This is a genomic window from Methylobacterium sp. CM6247, assembly GCF_054817925.1.
Map to the genome: position 1 here is coordinate 1114473 of NZ_JBTXKX010000003.1, position 19715 is coordinate 1134187.

General features: G+C 67.6%; 16 protein-coding genes. 9 read left to right on the forward strand and 7 right to left on the reverse strand.

Annotated features, from left to right (window positions below; all coding sequences use genetic code 11):
• Positions 1 to 3426: an acyl-[ACP]--phospholipid O-acyltransferase gene (locus ACYQOP_RS06085; RefSeq protein ID WP_461221694.1), complete on the reverse strand. Its 3426-nt coding sequence runs from the start codon at positions 3424 to 3426 to the stop codon at positions 1 to 3.
• 184 nt (positions 3427 to 3610) lie between these two features.
• Between ACYQOP_RS06085 and ACYQOP_RS06090 the strand changes: the two genes are divergently transcribed.
• Together ACYQOP_RS06090 and ACYQOP_RS06095 are read left to right on the forward strand one after the other, a co-directional pair.
• Complete coding sequence (locus ACYQOP_RS06090; protein WP_461221695.1) at positions 3611 to 4225, forward strand: TetR/AcrR family transcriptional regulator; 615 nt, start codon at positions 3611 to 3613, stop codon at positions 4223 to 4225.
• A 102-nt stretch (positions 4226 to 4327) separates the two neighbouring features.
• Complete coding sequence (locus ACYQOP_RS06095) at positions 4328 to 4885, forward strand: pyridoxamine 5'-phosphate oxidase family protein (RefSeq protein WP_207413056.1); 558 nt, start codon at positions 4328 to 4330, stop codon at positions 4883 to 4885.
• A 10-nt stretch (positions 4886 to 4895) separates the two neighbouring features.
• On the opposite strand, the gene ACYQOP_RS06100 is transcribed toward ACYQOP_RS06095, so the two are convergent.
• Both ACYQOP_RS06100 and ACYQOP_RS06105 read right to left on the reverse strand, forming a co-directional pair.
• Complete coding sequence (locus ACYQOP_RS06100) at positions 4896 to 5768, reverse strand: DUF3108 domain-containing protein (protein WP_461221696.1); 873 nt, start codon at positions 5766 to 5768, stop codon at positions 4896 to 4898.
• 124 nt (positions 5769 to 5892) lie between these two features.
• The gene (locus ACYQOP_RS06105; RefSeq protein ID WP_461221698.1) at positions 5893 to 6912 is read right to left on the reverse strand and encodes a gamma carbonic anhydrase family protein; all 1020 of its coding nucleotides are present in this window, start codon (positions 6910 to 6912) and stop codon (positions 5893 to 5895) included.
• A gap of 226 nt (positions 6913 to 7138) precedes the next feature.
• Between ACYQOP_RS06105 and ACYQOP_RS06110 the strand changes: the two genes are divergently transcribed.
• The 3 genes from ACYQOP_RS06110 (at position 7139) to ACYQOP_RS06120 (ending at position 10354) form a co-directional block, all read left to right on the forward strand.
• Positions 7139 to 7630, forward strand: coding sequence for a molybdenum cofactor biosynthesis protein MoaE (locus ACYQOP_RS06110; RefSeq protein ID WP_461221699.1), 492 nt, complete (start codon positions 7139 to 7141; stop codon positions 7628 to 7630).
• Between the two features lie 136 nt (positions 7631 to 7766).
• A complete protein-coding gene (locus ACYQOP_RS06115; protein WP_461221700.1) occupies positions 7767 to 8951 on the forward strand; it encodes an AI-2E family transporter in 1185 nt (394 codons plus the stop codon).
• A gap of 584 nt (positions 8952 to 9535) precedes the next feature.
• Positions 9536 to 10354 (forward strand): helix-turn-helix domain-containing protein, encoded by an 819-nt coding sequence (locus ACYQOP_RS06120; RefSeq protein WP_461221702.1) that lies wholly within the window; start codon positions 9536 to 9538, stop codon positions 10352 to 10354.
• 29 nt (positions 10355 to 10383) lie between these two features.
• On the opposite strand, the gene ACYQOP_RS06125 is transcribed toward ACYQOP_RS06120, so the two are convergent.
• Positions 10384 to 11361 carry a site-specific tyrosine recombinase XerD gene (locus tag ACYQOP_RS06125; protein WP_461221703.1) on the reverse strand — a complete coding sequence of 326 codons (978 nt, stop codon included), beginning with the start codon at positions 11359 to 11361 and terminating at the stop codon, positions 10384 to 10386.
• A complete protein-coding gene (locus ACYQOP_RS06130; protein ID WP_056423134.1) occupies positions 11358 to 11510 on the reverse strand; it encodes a hypothetical protein in 153 nt (50 codons plus the stop codon). The genes ACYQOP_RS06125 and ACYQOP_RS06130 overlap by 4 nt, the downstream gene beginning before the upstream one ends.
• Positions 11511 to 11835: 325 nt before the next feature.
• On the opposite strand from ACYQOP_RS06130, the gene ACYQOP_RS06135 reads away from it, so the two are divergent.
• The 3 genes from ACYQOP_RS06135 (at position 11836) to ACYQOP_RS06145 (ending at position 15053) form a co-directional block, all read left to right on the forward strand.
• Positions 11836 to 12453: a shikimate kinase gene (locus ACYQOP_RS06135; protein WP_056423131.1), complete on the forward strand. Its 618-nt coding sequence runs from the start codon at positions 11836 to 11838 to the stop codon at positions 12451 to 12453.
• Entirely contained in the window at positions 12450 to 13568 is a 1119-nt protein-coding gene (gene aroB, locus ACYQOP_RS06140) for a 3-dehydroquinate synthase (protein ID WP_461221705.1), read from the forward strand. The genes ACYQOP_RS06135 and aroB overlap by 4 nt, the downstream gene beginning before the upstream one ends.
• A 180-nt stretch (positions 13569 to 13748) precedes the next feature.
• Positions 13749 to 15053 (forward strand): HlyC/CorC family transporter, encoded by a 1305-nt coding sequence (locus tag ACYQOP_RS06145; RefSeq protein ID WP_461225209.1) that lies wholly within the window; start codon positions 13749 to 13751, stop codon positions 15051 to 15053.
• A gap of 35 nt (positions 15054 to 15088) precedes the next feature.
• On the opposite strand, the gene ACYQOP_RS06150 is transcribed toward ACYQOP_RS06145, so the two are convergent.
• Together ACYQOP_RS06150 and ACYQOP_RS06155 are read right to left on the reverse strand one after the other, a co-directional pair.
• A complete protein-coding gene (locus ACYQOP_RS06150) occupies positions 15089 to 15517 on the reverse strand; it encodes a cupin domain-containing protein (RefSeq protein WP_207413064.1) in 429 nt (142 codons plus the stop codon).
• A 25-nt stretch (positions 15518 to 15542) separates the two neighbouring features.
• Complete coding sequence (locus ACYQOP_RS06155) at positions 15543 to 16307, reverse strand: hypothetical protein (protein ID WP_461221706.1); 765 nt, start codon at positions 16305 to 16307, stop codon at positions 15543 to 15545.
• A gap of 398 nt (positions 16308 to 16705) precedes the next feature.
• Here ACYQOP_RS06155 and ACYQOP_RS06160 point away from each other — a divergent pair, with 398 nt between their 5' ends.
• A complete protein-coding gene (locus tag ACYQOP_RS06160) occupies positions 16706 to 19603 on the forward strand; it encodes a phosphoenolpyruvate carboxylase (RefSeq protein ID WP_056454548.1) in 2898 nt (965 codons plus the stop codon).
• Positions 19604 to 19715 lie beyond the last annotated feature (112 nt).

A 19715-nucleotide genomic window follows, 5' to 3' on the forward strand; every position in this document is an offset into this window, starting at 1 on the left:
CTACGCCGCAGCGGTGGACTCGCCGCCGGCCCGCTCGTGCGCGAGCTTGACCACGCCGACCTGATCCACCTTGCCGGTACCCAGCATCGGCAGCTTATCCAGCACCACCACTTCGGCCGGGATGGCGATCTCGGTGGCGCCCTTGGCCTTGGCGAAGGCCTGGTAGGCGGGGCGTGTGGCGTCCTTGCGCTCCGTGAACAGGATCAGCCGCTCGCCCTTACGCGCATCCGGCACCGCCGCCACCGCACTCGGCGTATCCGGCCAGAGCTCGCCGGCGATGGCCTCGATGCCGGCCAGCGACACCATCTCGCCGGCGATCTTGGCGAAGCGCTTGGCGCGGCCCTTGATCGTGACGAACCCTTCCGCGTCGATGGCGACGATGTCGCCGGTATCGTGCCAGCCCTCCGGCGGCGCCTCCAACACGCCGGGCTTCTCCGCCCTGAGATAGCCGAGCATCACGTTCGGACCCTTCACCGAGAGACGGCCGCCCTCCTCGATGCCGGGCACCGGTTCGAGGCGAGACTCGATCCCCGGTAGGAGCCGGCCGACGGTACCGAAGCGGTTGAACATCGGCGTGTTGAGGGCGACCACCGGCCCGCATTCAGTGACGCCGTAGCCTTCGAGGATGCGCAGGCCGAACTTCTCGCTCCACGTCTTCCGGGTCGCCTGCTTCACCGCCTCGGCCCCGGCCACCACGTAGCGGAGCGAGCGCAGGTCGTAGGAATGGGCCGTCTTGGCGTAGCCGGAGAGGAACGTGTCGGTGCCGAACAGGACGGTGGCATTCGAGCCGTAGATCAGTTCCGGAACGATCCGGTAATGCAGCGGCGACGGGTAGAGGTAGACCGGGACGCCGGAGACCAGGGGCAGGATCAGGCCCGCCGTCAGTCCGAAGGCATGGAACACCGGCAGCACGTTGAACACCTTGTCGGTCGGCCCGAAATCGATTCGAGCGGCGACCTGGGCGGTGTTGGCGAGCATGCAGCGATGGGCGAGCACCACGCCCTTGGGCGTGCCCTCCGAGCCCGAGGTGAACAGGATCGCCGCCGGATCGTCGCCGCTCCGCGCCACAAGGGGCTTGCGGGGGCTGAGGAAGCCCCGGATCTTGTCGCCGGCGGTAATGCTGGCGCGCACGTCCTCCAGGTAGACGAGCTTCACCTTGCCCTGGATGGCCTCGATCAGGCCGTTGAGGCGGCCCTTCTCGATGAAGGCGCGAGAGGTGAGGATGGTGTCCACCTCCGCCGCCGAGCAGGCCGAGAGGACGTTGGCAGGGCCGGCCGAGAAGTTGATCATCGCCGGTACGCGCCCGGCGCTGGCCAGGGCGAAGAAGGTCACGGCCGCGCCGTTGGCATTGGGCAGCATCAGCCCGATGGCCTTGCCCTCGGCGGCGAGCGGCATCAGCTTGCGGCCCAGGATGTTGGCGCCCATCACGAGGCGGGAATAGCTGAGCGTGCCCGTGACCGGGTCTTCCAGCGCGGTGCGGCGCCAGCCATGGTCGGCACCGGCCTGGATGAGGGCACTCATCACGCTACGGTCGATGAAGGCGGTGTCGAAGACGAGATCGGACATGATGTCGTACAGCGCCGCTCCTGCCGCGCGCCGCCGGTTCTTGCCCTTCAGCGCGGGATCGACGGTAAGCGCCACCGGCGACATCACCGTGACGATGACCTTCGGCCACCAGCGGCGGCGGACCTGATTGCGGGAGAGGCGCGAGAAGGCGGTCTTCTCCAGCCCCTCGATCTTCACCGGAACCACCTTGGCTCCGGATTTCTCGGCGATGAGGCCGGCGCCGTCATAGACCTTCATCAGGCTGCCCGTGACGGTGAGGCGGCCTTCGGGGAAGATGATCAGGGTCTCGCCGTTCTTGACGGCATTGATGAGCGTGCGGGTGGCCAGCGGCCGGGTGGGGTCCAGCGGCATCGCCTTGGTCACCCGCAGGAAGGGCTTCACCCACCAGCGCTGCGCGATGCCGTGGTCGACGGCGAAGACCGGCTCCTTGTCGAGGAGCGAAAGGGCCAGCGGTGCATCCAGGAACGAGACGTGGTTGAGGGCGATGATGGCGTTGGGGCCGGCCCTCTCGACATTCTCCAGGCCCCGGACTTCGAGCCGGTAGAAGGCGCGGAACAGGATCGAGAGGAAGTCGCGGAAGGCGCTCGTCGGCATCACCTTCAGGACGATCACGCCGGCGGCGAGGTTGGCGACGCCGATGAGGGTGAGGAGCGAGGCCATCGACCAGCCCGCTCCCTGCAGAGCAGCGAGGCCCAGCGCCCCGGTGACCATGAAGGCGGCGGTGAGAACATTCACCGCGCCGATGACGCGGGCGCGCTTGTCCTTGTCGGTCCAGGCCTGCACGGCGGCGAAGGAGGGCACGATGTAGAGGCCGCCCGCGATGGCGAGGCCGGCGAAGGACGCCGCCACGCGAAGGCCCGTCCCGGTGGAGAGGAAGGCGCCGGCCCCCATCACCTCGCCGGAGACCGGCGGCAGGTGCGAGATGGTCCAGGCGAGGTCGAGGGCGAACAGGCCCATGAACAGAGCGCCGATCGGCGTCGGCAGCAGGACGATGCGTCCGCTGGCGAGCCAGGAGGCCAGCGCCGAGCCGATGGCGATGCCAACCGAGAAGATCGCGAGCAGCAGGGTCACCACCGTCTCCGAGCCGTTCAGGCTCTCGCGCACCAGCACCGGCAGCAGGGCGAGCACCACCGCGCCCACCAGCCAGAACCAGCTGACGATGAGCGAGCCGCGCCACAGGCGGGTGTCGGCATAGAGGTCACGCAGCAGGGCCACGGTGGATCGGGCGACGTTGGGATCGATCCTGAGCGTCGGCGCCGCCTCGCCGGTGGAGGGGATCTGCCGGGCCGAGAGCCAGCACAGGATCGCGAACACCATGATCAGGGCGCTGAAGGCCAGCGCATCGCCGCCGAGCGCGCTGGCGAAGCCGGCCACGATGGTGCCGAGCAGGATGGCGAGGAAGGTCGCGGCCTCGACCAGCGCATTGCCGGCGGTGAGCTCGTTGCGCTTCAGGTGGTCGGGCAGGATGCCGTATTTGATCGGGCCGAACAGGGCCGCCACTGTGCCGAACAGGCCGAGCGCCACGAACAGGACCGGCACGGAATGGAGGAAGAAGCCGATCGCTGCGGCGGCGGCGGCGAAGACCTCCGCGAATTTCAGCCGCTTGGCGATGAGCGCCTTGTCGTAACGGTCGGCAAGCTCACCCCCGAGACCCGACAGGATGAAGAACGGGCCGATGAAGACGGCACCGGCCAGGGTCACCAGGATGCCCGGATGGGCGGCCTCTCCCCCAGCGCCCGCGACCTTGAACAGGATCAGGAAGACCAGGGCGTTCTTCAGAAAATTGTCGTTGAATGCCGAGAAGAACTGGCACCAGAACAGGGGCGCGAACCGGCGCGTCGTCATCAAGCTACGGAACATCTTGGTCTCCTCGGGGCGGACCATGACTGCCCACCCTGTAACGAACCGTCAAATCCGGTACGGCCGCGATTTTTGAACGTCGTGCAAATTAACGCCTGGCAGGGATGGCGGCAACGTTGATTTTGCACGTCGTGCAATCTATGCGCTGGTGGCGTGCCGGGCGGCACGCGAGCGTGGGGACAGAGTGGCGAAGGCAACCAAATCGGCACGGCGCGGCACCGGCCCCAGAGGCGAGCATAACCGCGAGGAATTCGAGGCCCTGGTGACCAAGGCGGCAGAGGGCCTGGTCCGCATGGAGGGCCTGCGCGGCCTCGGCATGCGCCGGCTCGCCTCGGTGATCGGCTACGCACCGAACTCGATTTACAACGGTGTCGGCGATCTCGATGCGGTGGTGATGCGGGTCAACGCCCGCACCCTGGAGCGCCTGCACGCGGCGCTCACCGGCGCGATCCGTCCCGACGCCGCCCCGCGCGACAACGCCCTTGCCCTCGCCGATGCCTACCTCGCCTTCGTGGCTTCAGACCCGCGAGTCTGGAGCCTCGTCTTCGAACATTCCCTGGCACCGGATTCAGCCTTTCCCGACTGGTACGCCGCCGCGCTGGCCCAGGCGACCGACCTCGTCGACGGGGTGCTCGAACCCATGATTCCGGATGCGGGCGAGAGACGGCAGGCGGTGGCGACCCTCTGGGCCGGCCTTCACGGGCTCGCCTCCCTGTCCACCTCCAACAAGCTCGCCGTCCTGACCCCCGAGCCGCCGCGCGACCTGGCGCGGCTGCTGGTCGGGCGGTTCCTGCGCTGATCCGCCATTCCTGCTCGGAAGCGTTCGTCAGCATCGCCGTGGATGCGAGATCCGGCACGATGCTGTAGGTTTCAAAGCCCGCCCCTGTCGTCCGAAAGCCCCATGGCCAAGCAGTTTCCGGCCCTCGACGAGCGCCACCTCGATTTCATCGCCCGGCAGCATATCGTCTTCACCGCATCGGCGGCGGAGGGCACGCGGATCAACCTGTCACCGCGCGGAACCGACACGTTTCGGGTCATCGACCCGAACACCGTGATCTATCTCGACCGTACCGGGAGCGGGAACGAAACCGCTGCACATCTGCGGGTGGATGGACGGCTGACGGTGATGTTCTGCGCCTTCGAAGGCGCGCCGACGATCCTGCGGCTCTATGGGCGCGGGGAGATCTTGGCGCGCGGCAGCGACGCCTATGCCGGTCTGCTGGCAGGCGCGTATGACGGACAGGAGCCGCCCGGAGCGCGCCAGATGGTGCGCCTCACGATCGATCTCGTGCAGACCTCCTGCGGCTTCGGCGTGCCCCTGTTCGACTATCGCGAGGAACGTCCCACCCTCGACCGCTGGGCCCAGGCCAAGACGGAGGCCGAACTCGACGCCTATCGCCGCCAGAAGAACGCGCGCAGCATGGATGGCCTGCCCACGGGGTTGTTCGCGGAGGAATAGGTCGGACGCCTTACCGTGCGTTGGGCAAATGGACCCTCACGGAAGTCCGGCCCGAGGGCTCCGGTTTCGGGCCCCATTGCGTCGCCTCGATCCCCGCATTGCCCCAGCCGGTGGGCAGGGAGATCGTCAGCGGCAACAGCATCGCCCCGCCGGGAACGGGCGCGAGCCGTACGCGGATGTCGTCGTTCTCGGCCATGCGTCGCACGCTGCTGCCATTGGGGCGGTGGCCAGAAATCGGCACCCAGCGCGCCCGGCAATCGAGGGCCGGTCCGCGATAGGGTCCCTCCTGGACGGTCACCAGCACCCCGCGGGAAAGGACGATATCCGCCCGGGTCACCCCGTTGAAGACCGGGATGCGCCGCTCGCAGAGGGTGGGGTCGAGGGATGCCCGGCCCAGCGGAATCGCCAGCATGGTCAGGGGATCGACGACGCCGACCTTGTCCTGCGGTGCTACGGGAATCCTGTCGGGCATCGGCGTCGGAGGCGGCTCCACGCTCTCGTCGTGCGCGCGGCCGTTCGACAGGGTCATGGAGACCTGAACCGGCTTACGACCGTACAGGCTGTCGGACCGGAACGTGCCGGTGAGCGCTCCGCTCCGCGACCGCTCCCCCGACGCGGATGCCGTCCCCGATCCTTCGAAGAAGACGCCGGCCAGTCCGCGCAGGCCCGCCTTCAGATCGTAGGCGTAGCGCCCACCGGTCTGATCGACGGAGAGATCCGCCTCACCAACCGGAAGGTTGAGGAAGAGCAGGCGATAGGTGACGGAAAAGCGCTGGGGTGCCGGTTCGGCCGAAGCCGCGACCGGTGCGGCGAGGGCCAGAAGCACCGCGCCGATCAACGCGATGAAGCACGTCTCATGAGCATCATTGGACGAAGCGACCATGCGCTGCCCTCCTGCATGCCATCATGCCTTAAGAGATGCCGCCACTGACGCTGGTGCGGACCGGCACCTACCGGGTGATCGTCGCATTCGAGAACCGGACGGCAGACGCACTTCCAGCATCCGGTCAGTTCTCCCCCGCCTCCATCTGGCGATACACCCGCCCATGCTCGCAATAGCCGGCGACGATGCGGGTCATCATCGCGCGCTTGTCCGCGTCGAGGGGACCGAGGATGCGGGCGGGCCGGCCACCCCAGAGATAGCCGCTCTCGAGGAGTTGGCCCGGATCGGTGGTGGAGCCGCCGGCGAGCAGCACGTTGTCGGCCACCACGGTGCCGGGGGCCAGCACGCAGCCGATGCCGATGAGGCTGCGCGCGCCGATACGGCAATCGGCCATCCGCACGTTATGCGCGATCGTAGTGTCGCGGCCGATGACAACGCCTTCGGCCCGTGCACGGATGACGGTGTTGTCCTGGATGTTGGTGTCGGCGCCGATGAGGATGGGGCCGACCTCCGCATGCAGGTCGCAGGAGAACAGCACGCTCGATCCCGCGCCGAGGGCGATGCGGCCGCGCAGGCGCGCCGTGCTGGCGACGTAGACGCTGGGATCGACGTCGACCTCGTCGCCGGCGACGGGCGACGGGGTATCTCCCGTGGCCTCGCGCACGCGCTCGGCCCGCTCGGCGATCTCGGCCGCGGTGACGGGACGCTGGGGTTTCGCCGGGCTGCCGGCATAGGCGAAGCCGGCGGCGAGGTGCGAGCGCGGAAAGACGGTGGCCCCGGCCTCGATCAGCACCCCGTCCTCCACGGTGGCCCCGTCGAGGACGATGACATCGTCTTCGATCACCACGTCGGACCCGACCGTGCAGGCATGGACCACGGCGTTGCGGCCCACCGTCACCCGGTCACCGACGAGGGTGGGATGCGAATCGGTGGCGATATGGAGCGTCGAGCGATGGCCGAGCCAGAAGCGCTCGCCGACGGTCACCGCCTCGCCGTCGGCACGGATCACGCTGTCGTCGCCGAGCCAGGCCTGGGCACCGATCGTGGCGGCGCCGATGACCGTGCTTCCGCGCCCGCACCAGACCGGACGGGCCGAGAAGACCGGCAGGACGCCGTCATGGGGCAGGATCAACTCAGGCGTCACGCGAGGGGAATTCCTTCGAAGCCGGTGGCGTGGACCGGGTATGGGACCGACGGGGCATGGCACCCATGTCGGTCGAGTGGTAAAGGCCGGGCGCCGGAATGGTGTTGCCGGAACGACGCGCAACAGCGTGGAACCACCGCGCGGACTTTGCAATGTCGCGCATCCCTTAAGGGGGATCAAACCCGGTCGCGAGGGCTTTCGCGCCGATGCGTCAAGGAATCGATGGATGTCGGCAGGCGAGATGACGGCGGGAAATCGGCCCGCACCCGCGATCAGCATCCAGAGTGCGCCCTTCGACGTGGCCGCTGAGATGGCCGCGCTGAGCGGGACTCTCCAGGGCAGGACCGGGGCGATCGTCACCTTCACCGGCCTGTGCCGCGACGAGGGCGGGCGCCTGACCGGGCTCGAACTCGAACATTATCCCGGCATGGCCGAGGCGGAGATCGGCCGGGTGGTCGAGGCGGCGCAGGACCGCTGGCCGCTCCAGGCGGTGCGGGTGATCCACCGGCACGGCCTCGTCGCGCCGGGCGACGGCATCGTCCTCGTGGTGACGGCGGCAAGCCACCGCGTCGCCGCTTTCGAGGCGGCGAGCTTCCTCATGGACTATCTCAAGACCAAGGCTCCGTTCTGGAAGCGTGAGCATCTGGCCGACGGCACCATGGGGGGCTGGGTCGAGGCCACGGGCGCCGACGATGAGGCCGCGTCACGCTGGGCGTGAGGGTGGACCGGCAGCGATTCGCCTCCGGTCCGTCCACAGAGGAGAGTGGGCCTCATGCCTTGCGCCCCTTGTCTGTAACGGGTTTCGCGCGCCCGTTCGCACCGCGCTTCGGTAGACCGCGCCAGGGGACGGGCAGATGCAGCAGGGTACGCCGATCAAGGACGAGCCGGGTCCGCACCCCGCCAGCTGGTCGCCGACGGCCTCGGGAATCGCCGTGGTGGCGTTCATCGCCCTGCTGATCCTCGCCTGGACCGCCGCCTCGACGCTGCTCCTGATCTTCGCCGGAATCCTGCTCGGGGTCTTCCTCGATGGGCTGACGCGCCTGCTCGGCCAGGCCATCGGGCTCGGTCGCGGGCTGCGGCTCACCATCGTCAGCCTGATCCTCGGCGGGCTCACCCTCGGCTTTCTCGCCTTCGGCGGCGCGACGGTGGTGCAGCAGGGACGGGAGCTCGGCCAGACCGTCACGAAACAGGCGGGGTCTGTCCGTGACCGCCTGAAGGAATACGGGATCGATCTGCCGGCCTTCTCGGTACCGAGCGAAACGCCGGGCGATCAGGACGCCGACAAAGCCAAGGACACTGACAAAGCCAAGGACACCGAGACCGACAAGGACAAGAAGGCCGGGGGCCTCGGCGGCCTCGCATCGGGTGCGATCAAAAGCCCCGGCTCCCTTCTCTCCGATGCCGGCAGCATGCTCGGACCGGCGGCCACCGTCATCACCGGCCTGTTCAATGCGCTGGGCAACGTCCTGGTGATCGTGTTCCTCGGCCTCGCCTGCGCGGCCGATCCCGCCAGCTACCGCGACGGCGCGGTGCGGTTCGTGCCGCCCCGTTACCGTCCCCGCGCCACCGCCCTCCTCGACGGGATGGGGGAGACCCTCCGGCATTGGCTGTTCGGCCAGCTCATCACCATGGCGGTGATCTTCGTCTGCATCTGGGCGGGCTTGAGTTTCCTCGGCATCGGCGGCGCCCTCATCCTCGGCCTGCAAGCGGGGCTCCTCGCCTTCATCCCCACCATCGGCCCGCTGATCGCCGGCGTCGTCATCGTGCTGGCGGGCCTCGCCTCCGGCACCAACGCGGCTCTCGGCGCCTTCGGTGTCTACCTCGTGGTGCAATGCCTGGAGAGCTACGGGCTGACGCCCTTCATCCAGAAGCAGGCGCTGGACATCCCGCCGGCCACCATCTTCGCAGGCCAGCTCGTGCTCGGCGTGCTGTTCGGCCTTTGGGGCATCGCCCTCGCGCTGCCGCTGATGGCGGTGATCAAGGTCGTACTGGAACAGGTCTATATCGAGGACACGCTCGACGAGGACGCGAGCGTCTAAGCGCGGCGCTGTCGGCCAAGCCTGACGACAACACCCGAGACGACGACGCGGAGCGGATGGATCGACGGTCCGCCCATGGCATTCGCATTGCCATCTTAAATGGCCACCGTCATCCAAATGATCACCCTTGTTCCAGTAATCGTGAAGCGGCGTCGGAGATCCTGGATCGAGATCGAGGAGTCTCCCCAAGGGGGGTTTAGACATACCGACCAATAGGGCCGATGATCGTCCTACAATCTCACGTTGCGATGAGGGTATTGCTGCGAGAAATATTGCGATCTTATCAAAAGATAGATATCCGTTGCTTTAGGTCGTCGTTCCCCTTGGCTTGGCCATGGCTCTGACGATTGTCGTGAGATCGCGGTTTCACAATGTATGGTGGGGTACCGAGAAGCCTTTCGTATGACGTTCCAAGCCAGATCAAACATTTTGGCACCGTCGGTCATTGGCACTGGGATTTCGTCGGCAACACTCATGTCTGGTCGCCCGGACTCTATCCGATCCTAGGGCTTCCCGATGGCCTCATCAGGCCCGACTACACGCTTCTGTTCCGGCTCATTCATCCGGACGATTGCCCGCGGACCATGGAACCCGACTTCGTCAGGCAATCGGACACGGTACCGCCCTCGATCTTCCGCATCGTCCGGCCGGATTCCGGAATCTGTACTGTCATGAGCCGCGTGGAGGTAACGACCACGCCCAATAGCCGGCCCTTGAGCGCGCATGGCATCCTCGCCGATATCAGCGATCCTGCCATGCTGGCCCGCGCCGAGGCAGCGCAGCGGCAGAGAGACCAGGCGATCTTCGATTCCGTCCGGGCCTTCACCTCGACCACGCACACGTTTCCTTTCTCAAAATTCTCGGAGAAATGGCTCGACCTCGTCGGCCTTCCCGAGAGCGAGCTCCTGCAGGACCCCGCGCGGCCGTTCCTAAAGGGCGAGGGCGCGCCATGGTCGGCGCGTATCGGGGGGATGTACGCGTCCAATCACGCCTCATATCTGCTGCCGGACCTCAGGCTGGCGAACGGCGACACCGTGCGATACCGCCTGTTAGTGGCTCCCCTGCTGAACGATGCGGGGCAGATCGAAAGCTGGACCCACTTCATCGGTCCGATCCAATTGCGGATCAGGCCCACCGGCCGCCTTCTGCTCGGCCTAGAACAGAGCCTCGAAGCCGGGCACATCCGCGCGGCACGCGCGCTGCTCGACTGGTCGATGGCGGATCTGAGCGGAGCCTCGGGAGTGTCGCTCTCGACGATCCGGCGGCTCGAAGGCTGCATCGCCTCCGTCTCGGTCGCCAACCGCAATCAGGTGGTCGGTGCCTTGCGCAACGCAGGTATCGTGTTCTCGCTCATGGGTGGGGCGACGATCGCGGTCAGCAAGGGGAGGCAGATCGCCGGATGAAACACGGCCGGAACGGCGCGGTGGCCCGTTCAGATGGGAGCGCTGTCGGGTTCAGCCGGTTCGTCCATGAGGGGGTGGAGATCGCGGACCATGCTCTTCAGCCGCTCGTCGAGGACATGCGTGTAGATCTGCGTCGTCGAGATGTCGGCATGTCCCAGAAGCTCCTGCACGATCCGCAAGTCGGCCCCGTTCTGCAGGAGGTGGCTGGCGAAGGCGTGGCGCAACACGTGCGGGCTCACCCGGTCCTCACGGATCCCCGCCGCCGCCGCCGCCACCTTGAGGTCGCGGGCGAAAGCCTGCCGGGTCAGGTGGCCGCTCTCGCTGTCGGCCGGAAACAGGAAGGGACCCTCTCCGCCGAGATGAGCCAGGTGCTCGCGCATGGCGCCCCGCGCGAGATCGGTGAGCGGGACCAGCCGCTCACGTCCGCCCTTGCCCTTCACCACGAGGTAGCGCTGTTTCGTGGTGGCGGCCGAGCGTGGCAGGGCGATGAGTTCCGACACGCGCAGGCCGGTGGCGTAGAGGGTTTCGAGCAGGCACAGCATCCGTACCGCGCGCCGCCGCTCGCCCGGAGCGTCTCCGGTCTCCGACGCCACGGCTCGCTCGCGGGCGGTGCGCAGCAGGTCGTCCACCTCGGCCACCGACAGCACCTTGGGCAGGGTGCGCCCCCTGCGTGGACCTCCCACGGGCGCGCTCGGATCGGCCTCGGCGAACCCCTCCGCGTAGAGGAACTTGTGGAAGCCGCGAATGCAGGACAGCCGGCGTGCGGCGGAGGAGGCCTTCAACCCTTGGGTTTCGAGATCCGCCAGATAGGCGCGGACCTCGCCCGCATCGGTCTCGAGCGGGTCACGTCCCGAAGCGGTCAGAGCCGCGAGGTAGTGGTCGAGGTCGCGGCGATAGGCGGCGAGCGTATTGGCGGCGGCACCCCGCTCGGCCGCGAGCATGTCGAGATACGCGACGATGAGAGCGGGGCCGTCGGTCCCCGCCTCGTCCCCGGGCGAGCCCGTCACCGGTTCGGCGGCTGTAGCTTCGCGGCGGGAATGCTGACGCTCATTTCCCGGGGCGTGGGCTGAACGAAGGTCGCGAGCGCGAACATGCCCGCGAAGACCAATCCGCCGAGGATGGCGAGCGTGGCGAGGAAACGAAACAGGGTCGGCACTCGGACGAACCTCGGTCGGAGGGAACTCTGCGGAAATGGACGGCTTCGGTCCGCGAGATCGGCAGGCAAGTCATTGCACAGCCAAGCCAAGGGGTTGCACCATGCCGGGCCCACAATGGCAAGCACTTCGGAGCCACAGGGTGCACCGCAAGAGAATCCCGGTCGACGAGCGGCGATCGGCCTCACCGGATCGGGAGGCTTCGCGGCTTTGGAGGCAGGCCCTATGAAGACGCCTTTAAGAATCGCGTCGTGGTTTACGGCCTCGCTTCGCCCGGACGGTGAAACGCGCTAGGATCGCGAGAACAGGTATATCAAGATTTCAACGATGACCGAGATCGAGCCATCGGAGGGCGACATCGCTCCCGATCCCATTGAAGTCAGGCTCCGCCGCGCTCTCGGCGCGCGCTCGATCGTGCTCGTCGGTCTCATGGGTGCCGGTAAGAGCACGGTAGGGCGACGTCTGGCGACGCGACTCGGGCTGATGTTCAAGGATGCCGACAACGAGATCGAGGCGGCGGCCAAGCTCACGATCCCCGACATCTTCGCCATCTACGGCGAGCCGAGCTTCCGCGAGGGCGAGGAGCGTGTGATCGCCCGGCTCATCCGCGAGGGGCCGCTGGTGCTGGCCACCGGCGGGGGCGCCTTCATGCGCGAGGCGACACGCGCCCGTATCGCTCAGGGCGGCGTCTCGGTGTGGCTGAAGGCGGAACTCGACGTGCTGATGCGCCGCGTCCGCAAGCGCGGCAACCGGCCCCTGCTCCAAACCGACGACCCCGAGGAGACGATGCGGCAGTTGATGGAGATCCGGCATCCCGTCTATGGCAGTGCCGACGTGATGATCCCCTCGCGCGACGTGTCGCATGATCGCGTGGTGGAGGACGTGATGGAGGCCCTCGATGCCTATCTCAACGGCCCCTCGAACCAAGGCGTCGCCGCGCAGTGAGTGACGGACAGACGGTCCACGTCCCCCTCGACCAGGGCCGCGACTACGACATCCATATCGGGCGGGGCCTCCTCGCCGAGGCGGGTGCACGCGTGGCCGCCCTCGGCGCGCGGGCCGCCGCCATCGTGACCGACGAGACGGTCGCGGGCCTCTATGGCGAACGCCTGTGCGAGAGCCTGGAGGCGGCGGGCCTGCGCTCCGGTCTCGTCACCGTGGCGCCGGGCGAGGCATCGAAGAGCTATGCGGTCTACGCACAGGTGTGCGACGGCCTCCTCGCCCACCGGATCGAGCGCAACGACCTCGTGGTGGCGCTCGGCGGCGGCGTGGTCGGCGATCTCGCCGGCTTCGCGGCGGCGACGCTCCGGCGCGGCGTCCGCTTCGTCCAGGCACCCACGACCCTGCTCTCGCAGGTCGATTCCTCGGTCGGCGGCAAGACCGGCATCAACTCGCCGCTGGGCAAGAACCTGATCGGCGCCTTCCACCAACCGCGTCTGGTCCTGGCCGATACCGCCACGCTCGACACCCTGTCCGAACGCGAGATGCGCGCCGGCTACGCCGAGGTGGCGAAATACGGCCTCATCGCCGATTCCGGTTTCTTCGATTGGTGCGAGGGCCACTGGGCCGGCATCTTCTCCGGCGGCCCGGAGCGCGACGAGGCGGTGGCGATCTGCTGCCGGGCAAAAGCCGGCGTCGTGGTGCGCGACGAGCGCGAGGACGGCGAGCGCGCCCTGCTCAACCTCGGCCACACCTTCGGCCATGCTTTGGAACGGCTCACCGGCTACGAATCCGCCCGCCTCGTCCACGGCGAGGGCGTCGCCATCGGCTTGGCGCTGGCCTTCCGCTTCTCGGCCCGCCTCGGCCTCTGCCCCGGCCAGGATGCCGGTCGCGTGGCCAACCATCTGGCCCTGGCAGGCCTGCCTACCCGGCTTCAGGCCGTCCCCGGCGGATGCGGGGGCGTCGACGCCATCCTCGACGCCATGGCCCAGGACAAGAAGGTCCGGGACGGCGCGCTGACCTTCATCCTCGCACGGGGGATCGGCCAGAGCTTCATCGCACCGGGCATCGACCGCGCAGAGGTAAAGGCCTTCCTGACGGACGAACTACGCGGGGCGTGACCGGATCGCCTCCCTGTACTGGAGGCCTGGAGCTTCAACTGGGGATGATGCGCTCCATGAACCGCATCCCCTCCGATCCCGACGCCTGCGGCATCGATTCGCACCTGGGTTGGTATATGAGGGGGCTTTCCGGAACCGGCACAGTGTCGGTGCGGCATGGCTTGGTGCGACGACCGCCTGATGGACACGCATACCGATCTCTGGCTCGCCGCGAGCATCGTGGTGATGTCGCTGCTGCTCTCGGCCTTCTTCGCAGGGGCTGAGACCGCCTTCACCGCGGCCTCGCGGGCACGGATGCTCTCCCTGGAGAACAATGGCGACCTGCGGGCACGCCTCGTCAACCGCATCCTCGCCTCGCGCGAGCGGTTCATCGGCGCCATGCTGATAGGCTACAACATCGTCGCCATCGGCGCTTCCGCCTTCACCACCAGCGTGCTGACCACGATCTTCGGCAAGAGCGGGGTGCTCTACGCCACCGGGGTGATGTCGGTGCTCGTCATCGTTTTCGCCGAGGTGCTGCCGAAGACCCTCGCCATCAACAAGCCGGACCAGGCCGCCCTGGTGATGGCGCGGCCCGTCGCCTTCGCGGTAGCGCTCCTCGGCCCCGCCGCCATCGCCATCGAGAAGGTCGTGCGGCTGATGCTGCGCCCCTTCGGCGTCAGTATCGGGCAGCATCAGTCGATCCTCTCGCCCACCGAGGAAATTCGCGGGCAGGTCGCCCTGCTCCACCGCGAGGGCGGTGTCGCCAAAGCCGAGCGCGACATGCTCGGCGGCCTGCTCGACCTGCACGAATTATCCGTGTCCGAGGTCATGGTGCACCGCACAAAGATGCGCACCATCAATGCGGACCTTCCTTCGGAGGAGATCGTCCGCGAGGTTCTGTCCTCGCCCTATACGCGCATGCCGCTCTGGCGCGGCACCTCGGAGAACATCATCGGCGTGCTTCACGCCAAGGATCTGCTGCGCGCGCTCGACGCCGCCGGGGGCGACGCTTCCGGTCTGAAGGTCGAGACCCTGGCCCTCGAGACCTGGTTCGTGCCCGACACGACCAGCCTGCGCGACCAGCTCAAGGCCTTCCTCACCAAGAAGACCCACTTCGCCCTCGTCGTCGACGAGTACGGCGAGGTGATGGGTCTCGTCACGCTGGAAGACATCCTGGAGGAAATCGTCGGAGACATCGCCGACGAGCATGACGTCACAGTCTCCGGGGTGCGCCCCCAGGGCGACGGCTCGGTGAATGCGGATGGCTCCGTCGCCATTCGCGATCTCAACCGCGCCATGGACTGGAATCTGCCCGATGAGGAGGCGACGACCATCGCCGGCCTCGTCATCCACGAGGCGCGGGCGATTCCCGATACCGGTACCGCCTTCAATTTCCACGGCTTCCGGTTTCAGGTCCTGCGCAAGGCGAAGAACCGCATCACCGCCCTGCGGATCACCCCGCTCGTGCCGCTAATCGCGAAGAAGGACGAGATCGAGGGCTAGGCCCCGGGCAAGGCGAACGGAGAAACGCTTCTCCCTCAGCTGCGCGGCACCGGCCGCCAGCCCGGAGGCGCCATCTCGAACCCGTCGAACCGGAAGGCCGGGGAGACGGTGCAGCTCACCAATGTCCACGATCCGAGGCTCGTGGCGGTCTGCCAATGCCCCGCCGGCACGACGATCTGCGGCTGCTGGCCATGGGCGAGGTCGGGGCCGAGATAGGTAGCGGAGGCATCGTGACCGTTCGGGCTCGTGGTGATCACCATCGGCGCGCCGGCATGCCAGAACCAGATCTCGCTGGCATCGACCCGGTGCCATTCCGAGGTCTCGCCGAGATCGAGCAGGTAGTAGATCGCGCTGCCCACCGAACGGCCATCGACCTCCGTCGGATCGCGAAACGTTTCGCGATAATGGCCGCCCTCCGGGTGGGGCTGGAGCCCCAGCTTGGCGATCACCTCGGCGGCTTTCATGTCGTTCTCCCTCGTCCCGCGATCACTATTGGCCGGCCGGAATGGCGCCCTGCGGCAATTGAAGACCGCGAGGGGCCGCGCCCTCCCCTCGCCCCACTCCCTCGGCGGCGGAGGCCTTGGGCGGGCGCGGTGATTTGGCGACGGGTTTGGGCTTCACCTTGGCGACCGGCACCGCCTTGACCTCCGGGGCATCGCCGCAGCGGCGGTAATCGAGGCGCGCCAGGACCTCGCCCGCTTCGGAAACGATGTTGAGAAAATCGGGCAGGACCGTGAGTTGCTCGTCCCAGCGGACCGGTCCACCTATCGTGGCCTCCAGGGCTGCGGGGCTGCCGCCCCGGCGCAGGGCCAGGAGGTCGGGGCCGAAGGCGGTGGCGGCCTTGTTGCCGATGACGACCTGCAGCACGCGGGTAGCCTCCGGCGTCAGGGGGCGAAGCGGGTTGTCGACGGTGATCGTGCCGCTCCGCGTCACCCAGAGCGAGACCGCGCCCTGCCCTTCGTAGAACGCACCCTGACCGTTGTCGCAGACCACGATGAGCTCGGGCAGCTTCACGGGAGCGAGATTGGCGGCCGGCGTCGGCAGGGTCGTGGCCGGAGGAGCATCGGGCGTCTCGGCAGGTTTGGCGACGGGTTTCGGTTTGGGCTTTGGTCTCGGCTTAGGCTTGGGGGCCGGTGCCTCGGCCTCGCCCAGCGGTGCGGCGGCGTCTTCTTGCGCGAGTCCGGGAGCGGCTCCCAGCATCCCGCATAAGAGGGCAACGCAGGAGACCAGCGCCAGGCGGCTCCCGCTCCGCATCCTCCTAGCCCGAAACACGGAGCTCGGGTCGCCGGGAGGACAGGACGGGATCGGACGGATCTGCATGGCCCAGAGGGTTACCCCAGCCGGAACCGGGTTGCATCCACTTGTCTCGCACCACAGGAGCGCTTTCGCACAAGGGCCGGGCATAGCACTTCGGGTTACCGTGGTCGGAACGGTCCTTGCGTCTCGTTTCGACCCCTTGCGCCGAGGGAACGTGGAGCCGAAACCATGCGGACGGATTGGCTTTGCACGGTGGTGATGCTGTTCGGCCAAGCCATCCGTCGGTGGATGACGGGTCGTCATGCACGCATTGTCTTCGGCGCGATGCCCAACCTGTTCTAAGGCGACTCGACTCCGGGGCCGTCCTCTTTCTTCTGTCCAGACAAGGTCGATCGATGCGCATGCTTGACCGCAGCCCAGCCAATGCGGTGCCCGATCCCGGCGAGCTGGAACAGGATCTCATCGCCCTCATCGAGGAATCTCGCGAGCGTTCGAGCGAGGATCCGTTCCGCAATCCCGTCCTGGCGGTGACGCTCGCGATTACCCGCCGCTTCGACCGCGAAGAGATCGACGACGACGACCTCGACGGCCTGTTCACCCGCCTGCGCGCACAATCGCTGATCGCTCGGGCCGAGCGCCTGCGCGGCTATGTCGGGCTGGACCGGGACACCCAGACATCGGCGGACAACACGATGCCTGCCCGTCTCGTGGCTGCGATTCCGAAAGGGACGGGGGATTTCGAGACCTTCCGCGACCTCGTCGGCCGTACCGGTTTCGCCGTGGTGTTCACCGCCCACCCGACATTCGGGATGCCGAAGGCCGTGGCGGCGCTCATCGCCGAGGCTGCGTCGCAGGACAGCGAGGCAGCACGCCTGCCCCTGCTCGAGAAAGCCGCGGCCCTCTCGACCCGGCCGGATGCAAAGATCAGCCTCGACGATGAATTCGAACAAGCCTGCCTCGCCGCCAATCACGGTCGTACGGCCTTGGACAGCTTCAACGCCGCCCTCCTCGATGCGGCCCGCGCGCGCTGGCCCGACCGCTGGACCGAGTTGGTGCCCAAACCCTTCGCCATCGCATCCTGGGTCGGCTGCGACACGGATGGGCGCACCGATATCGGCTGGTGGGACACCTTGCGCTATCGCCTGGAATCGAAGCGGATGCAGCTCGACAGGGTCATGCGCCACCTCCCAGTCGTACCCGCCACAAACGTCGTGCGTGAGCTGACGCAAGGCGCGCTGGCGGCCGTGAACCGGCAGCTCGCCGTCGCCCCGCGCCTCGGGACCAAACCTACCCTGGAGGCTGTGCACCGCTTCTCGCTGGCGCTCATCATCGAGCGCGAGCGGGCCCAGACCGATTCCGGACCGATCCTGGCCGGCCTCGCCGGAGCCATCGGCGGCGTGGAGAGCGACGAGGACAGGCGCGCCATCGCCCTCCTGCGCTCCGGCATCGCGACACACGGCCTGTCGAACGCCCTGCCGCATTTCCGGTTGAACGCCAGTCAGATCCACAATGCCGTGCGCCGGGTCATCGATCTCGACGGCGAGCCGACGGACGCGGCGCATCGGCGCTCGCATCTCGCCACCATCCATGCCCTTCTCAACGATGTGCAGCCGGTGGCCGTGGATTTCGGCGCGCTCGCCGCCGAGCGGGCCTCGGCCGCGCGCCTGATGATGACCATCGCGCAGATCCTGAAACACGTGGACGGCACCCATCCCGTGCGCTTCCTCATCGCCGAGACGGAGACCGGCTACACCCTTCTCGCCGCCCTCTGGTTGGCCCGGCATTACGGGATCAGCGACAAGGTCGAGATCACGCCGCTCTTCGAGACGGCGAGTGCACTGGAACAGGGCATCCGCGTCCTCGACGACGCCCTGCGCAACCCGCATTGGCGCGCCTATCTCAAGCGCATCGGCCGGTTGACCGTGCAGTTCGGCTACTCGGATTCGGGGCGCTATGTCGGCCAGCTCGCCGCGAGTTTCTGGATCGAGCGCCTGCGCCTGCGCATCACCGACCTGATGACGCAGAACGGCCTGTCCGGCATCGAACTGGCGATCTTCGATACCCACGGCGAATCGATCGGCCGCGGTGCCCATCCGACCTCGCTGCGGGACCGCCTCGCCTATCTGGCCCCGGAGGATTCACGGCACCGGAACCGCAAGGCCGGCATCAAGGTGCGGCTGGAATCGAGCTTTCAGGGCTCGGACGGCTACCTCATGTTCGGCACCCAGGCTCTTGCCCGCTCGACGGTGGAGCGGATCGCCGAACACGTCTTCGCCTTCGACACGGCCGACGACGATTCCTTTGCCGATTATGTTCTGTCCGACGCGCCGGGCGCCGACGAGACCGACGACCCGATCTACGGTGAGGCCGATTTCGCCGCCGAGTTCTTCACCGTGGCCCGGCAGGACATGGAAGCCCTGGTGGATGATCCCGGCTACGCGGCGCTGCTGGGCACGTTCGGCCCGAGCCTGCTCGACCGCACCGGCTCACGCCCCGTGGCCCGCCAGACCGATAGCGGCGGCCCCAGCATGATCACCCATCCCCGCCAGATGCGGGCGATTCCGAACAACGCGATCCTGCACCAGCTGGGCTATCTCGCGAATTCGCTGCACGGCCTCGGCCGGGCGGCGAGCCGCGCACCGGATCTGTTCCGTGACATGCGCCGCGATTCGGTTCGGTTCTCGCGCGCGTTCCGCCTCGCCCAGCATGCCTCGGCGGTGGGCGACCTCGATGTGCTGCGCGCCTATATCGATACGCTCGACCCGGCCATGTGGCTCGAACGGGCACGGCGCACACAGCGCGACGACCGGCGCGACGAACTCCTCGTCATCGCCACCGCCCTCGACCGCCTGAGGCTTGCACCCGATCTGCGCCGTCTGTTCGGCCGCCTCACCAGCGATTGGTTGAGTCTGCAATCCGCCGCCCCGGACCTCGGCAAGATGTCGGTGCGGCTGACCATGCTTCATGCCCTGCGCCTCGCCCTGATCCACCGAATCTGGTTCCTGGCGGTGCACATTCCGGGCTTCCGCCCGCAATCGGGCATCACTCGCGAGCAACTGATCGAGCGCTTCCTGCGCCTCGACATCGACGGCTGCCTCGCCATGCTCGACGAAATCTTTCCGATCACGCCGGACCCGACGCTCGGTCTCAATTTCGGTGAGCCCGCCGGCCCGCGCGATGTCGGCACCTATGAATCGGAGCACAAGACGATCTTCGGCCCGATCCGCCAGTCCTTCGCCCGTGTCCGCGAGTTGTCGGGCATGATCCAGCACGAGGTGGGCGCATTCGGCTAGGGTGCGGCAAATCCCGGGCTCCGCTCCGCAGGCCCGGGAAAGCTGGCGCCGGTGGGGAAGGGCGTTCCATTCCTCACCAACCAGCCCCCTCCCCGGCCGGCTAACCCACTTG

Excerpts from the sequence above, each read along its gene's own strand:
- ACYQOP_RS06100 (WP_461221696.1), bottom strand. The coding sequence starts at position 5,768 with ATGGTCGCTTCGTCCAATGATGCTCATGAGACGTGCTTCATCGCGTTG.
- ACYQOP_RS06155 (WP_461221706.1), bottom strand. The coding sequence starts at position 16,307 with ATGCGGAGCGGGAGCCGCCTGGCGCTGGTCTCCTGCGTTGCCCTCTTA.
- ACYQOP_RS06135 (WP_056423131.1), top strand. The coding sequence starts at position 11,836 with ATGACCGAGATCGAGCCATCGGAGGGCGACATCGCTCCCGATCCCATT.
- ACYQOP_RS06120 (WP_461221702.1), top strand. The coding sequence starts at position 9,536 with ATGGAACCCGACTTCGTCAGGCAATCGGACACGGTACCGCCCTCGATC.
- ACYQOP_RS06110 (WP_461221699.1), top strand. The coding sequence starts at position 7,139 with ATGTCGGCAGGCGAGATGACGGCGGGAAATCGGCCCGCACCCGCGATC.
- ACYQOP_RS06095 (WP_207413056.1), top strand. The coding sequence starts at position 4,328 with ATGGCCAAGCAGTTTCCGGCCCTCGACGAGCGCCACCTCGATTTCATC.
- ACYQOP_RS06145 (WP_461225209.1), top strand. The coding sequence starts at position 13,749 with ATGGACACGCATACCGATCTCTGGCTCGCCGCGAGCATCGTGGTGATG.
- ACYQOP_RS06115 (WP_461221700.1), top strand. The coding sequence starts at position 7,767 with ATGCAGCAGGGTACGCCGATCAAGGACGAGCCGGGTCCGCACCCCGCC.
- ACYQOP_RS06085 (WP_461221694.1), bottom strand. The coding sequence starts at position 3,426 with ATGTTCCGTAGCTTGATGACGACGCGCCGGTTCGCGCCCCTGTTCTGG.
- ACYQOP_RS06160 (WP_056454548.1), top strand. The coding sequence starts at position 16,706 with ATGCGCATGCTTGACCGCAGCCCAGCCAATGCGGTGCCCGATCCCGGC.
- ACYQOP_RS06150 (WP_207413064.1), bottom strand. The coding sequence starts at position 15,517 with ATGAAAGCCGCCGAGGTGATCGCCAAGCTGGGGCTCCAGCCCCACCCG.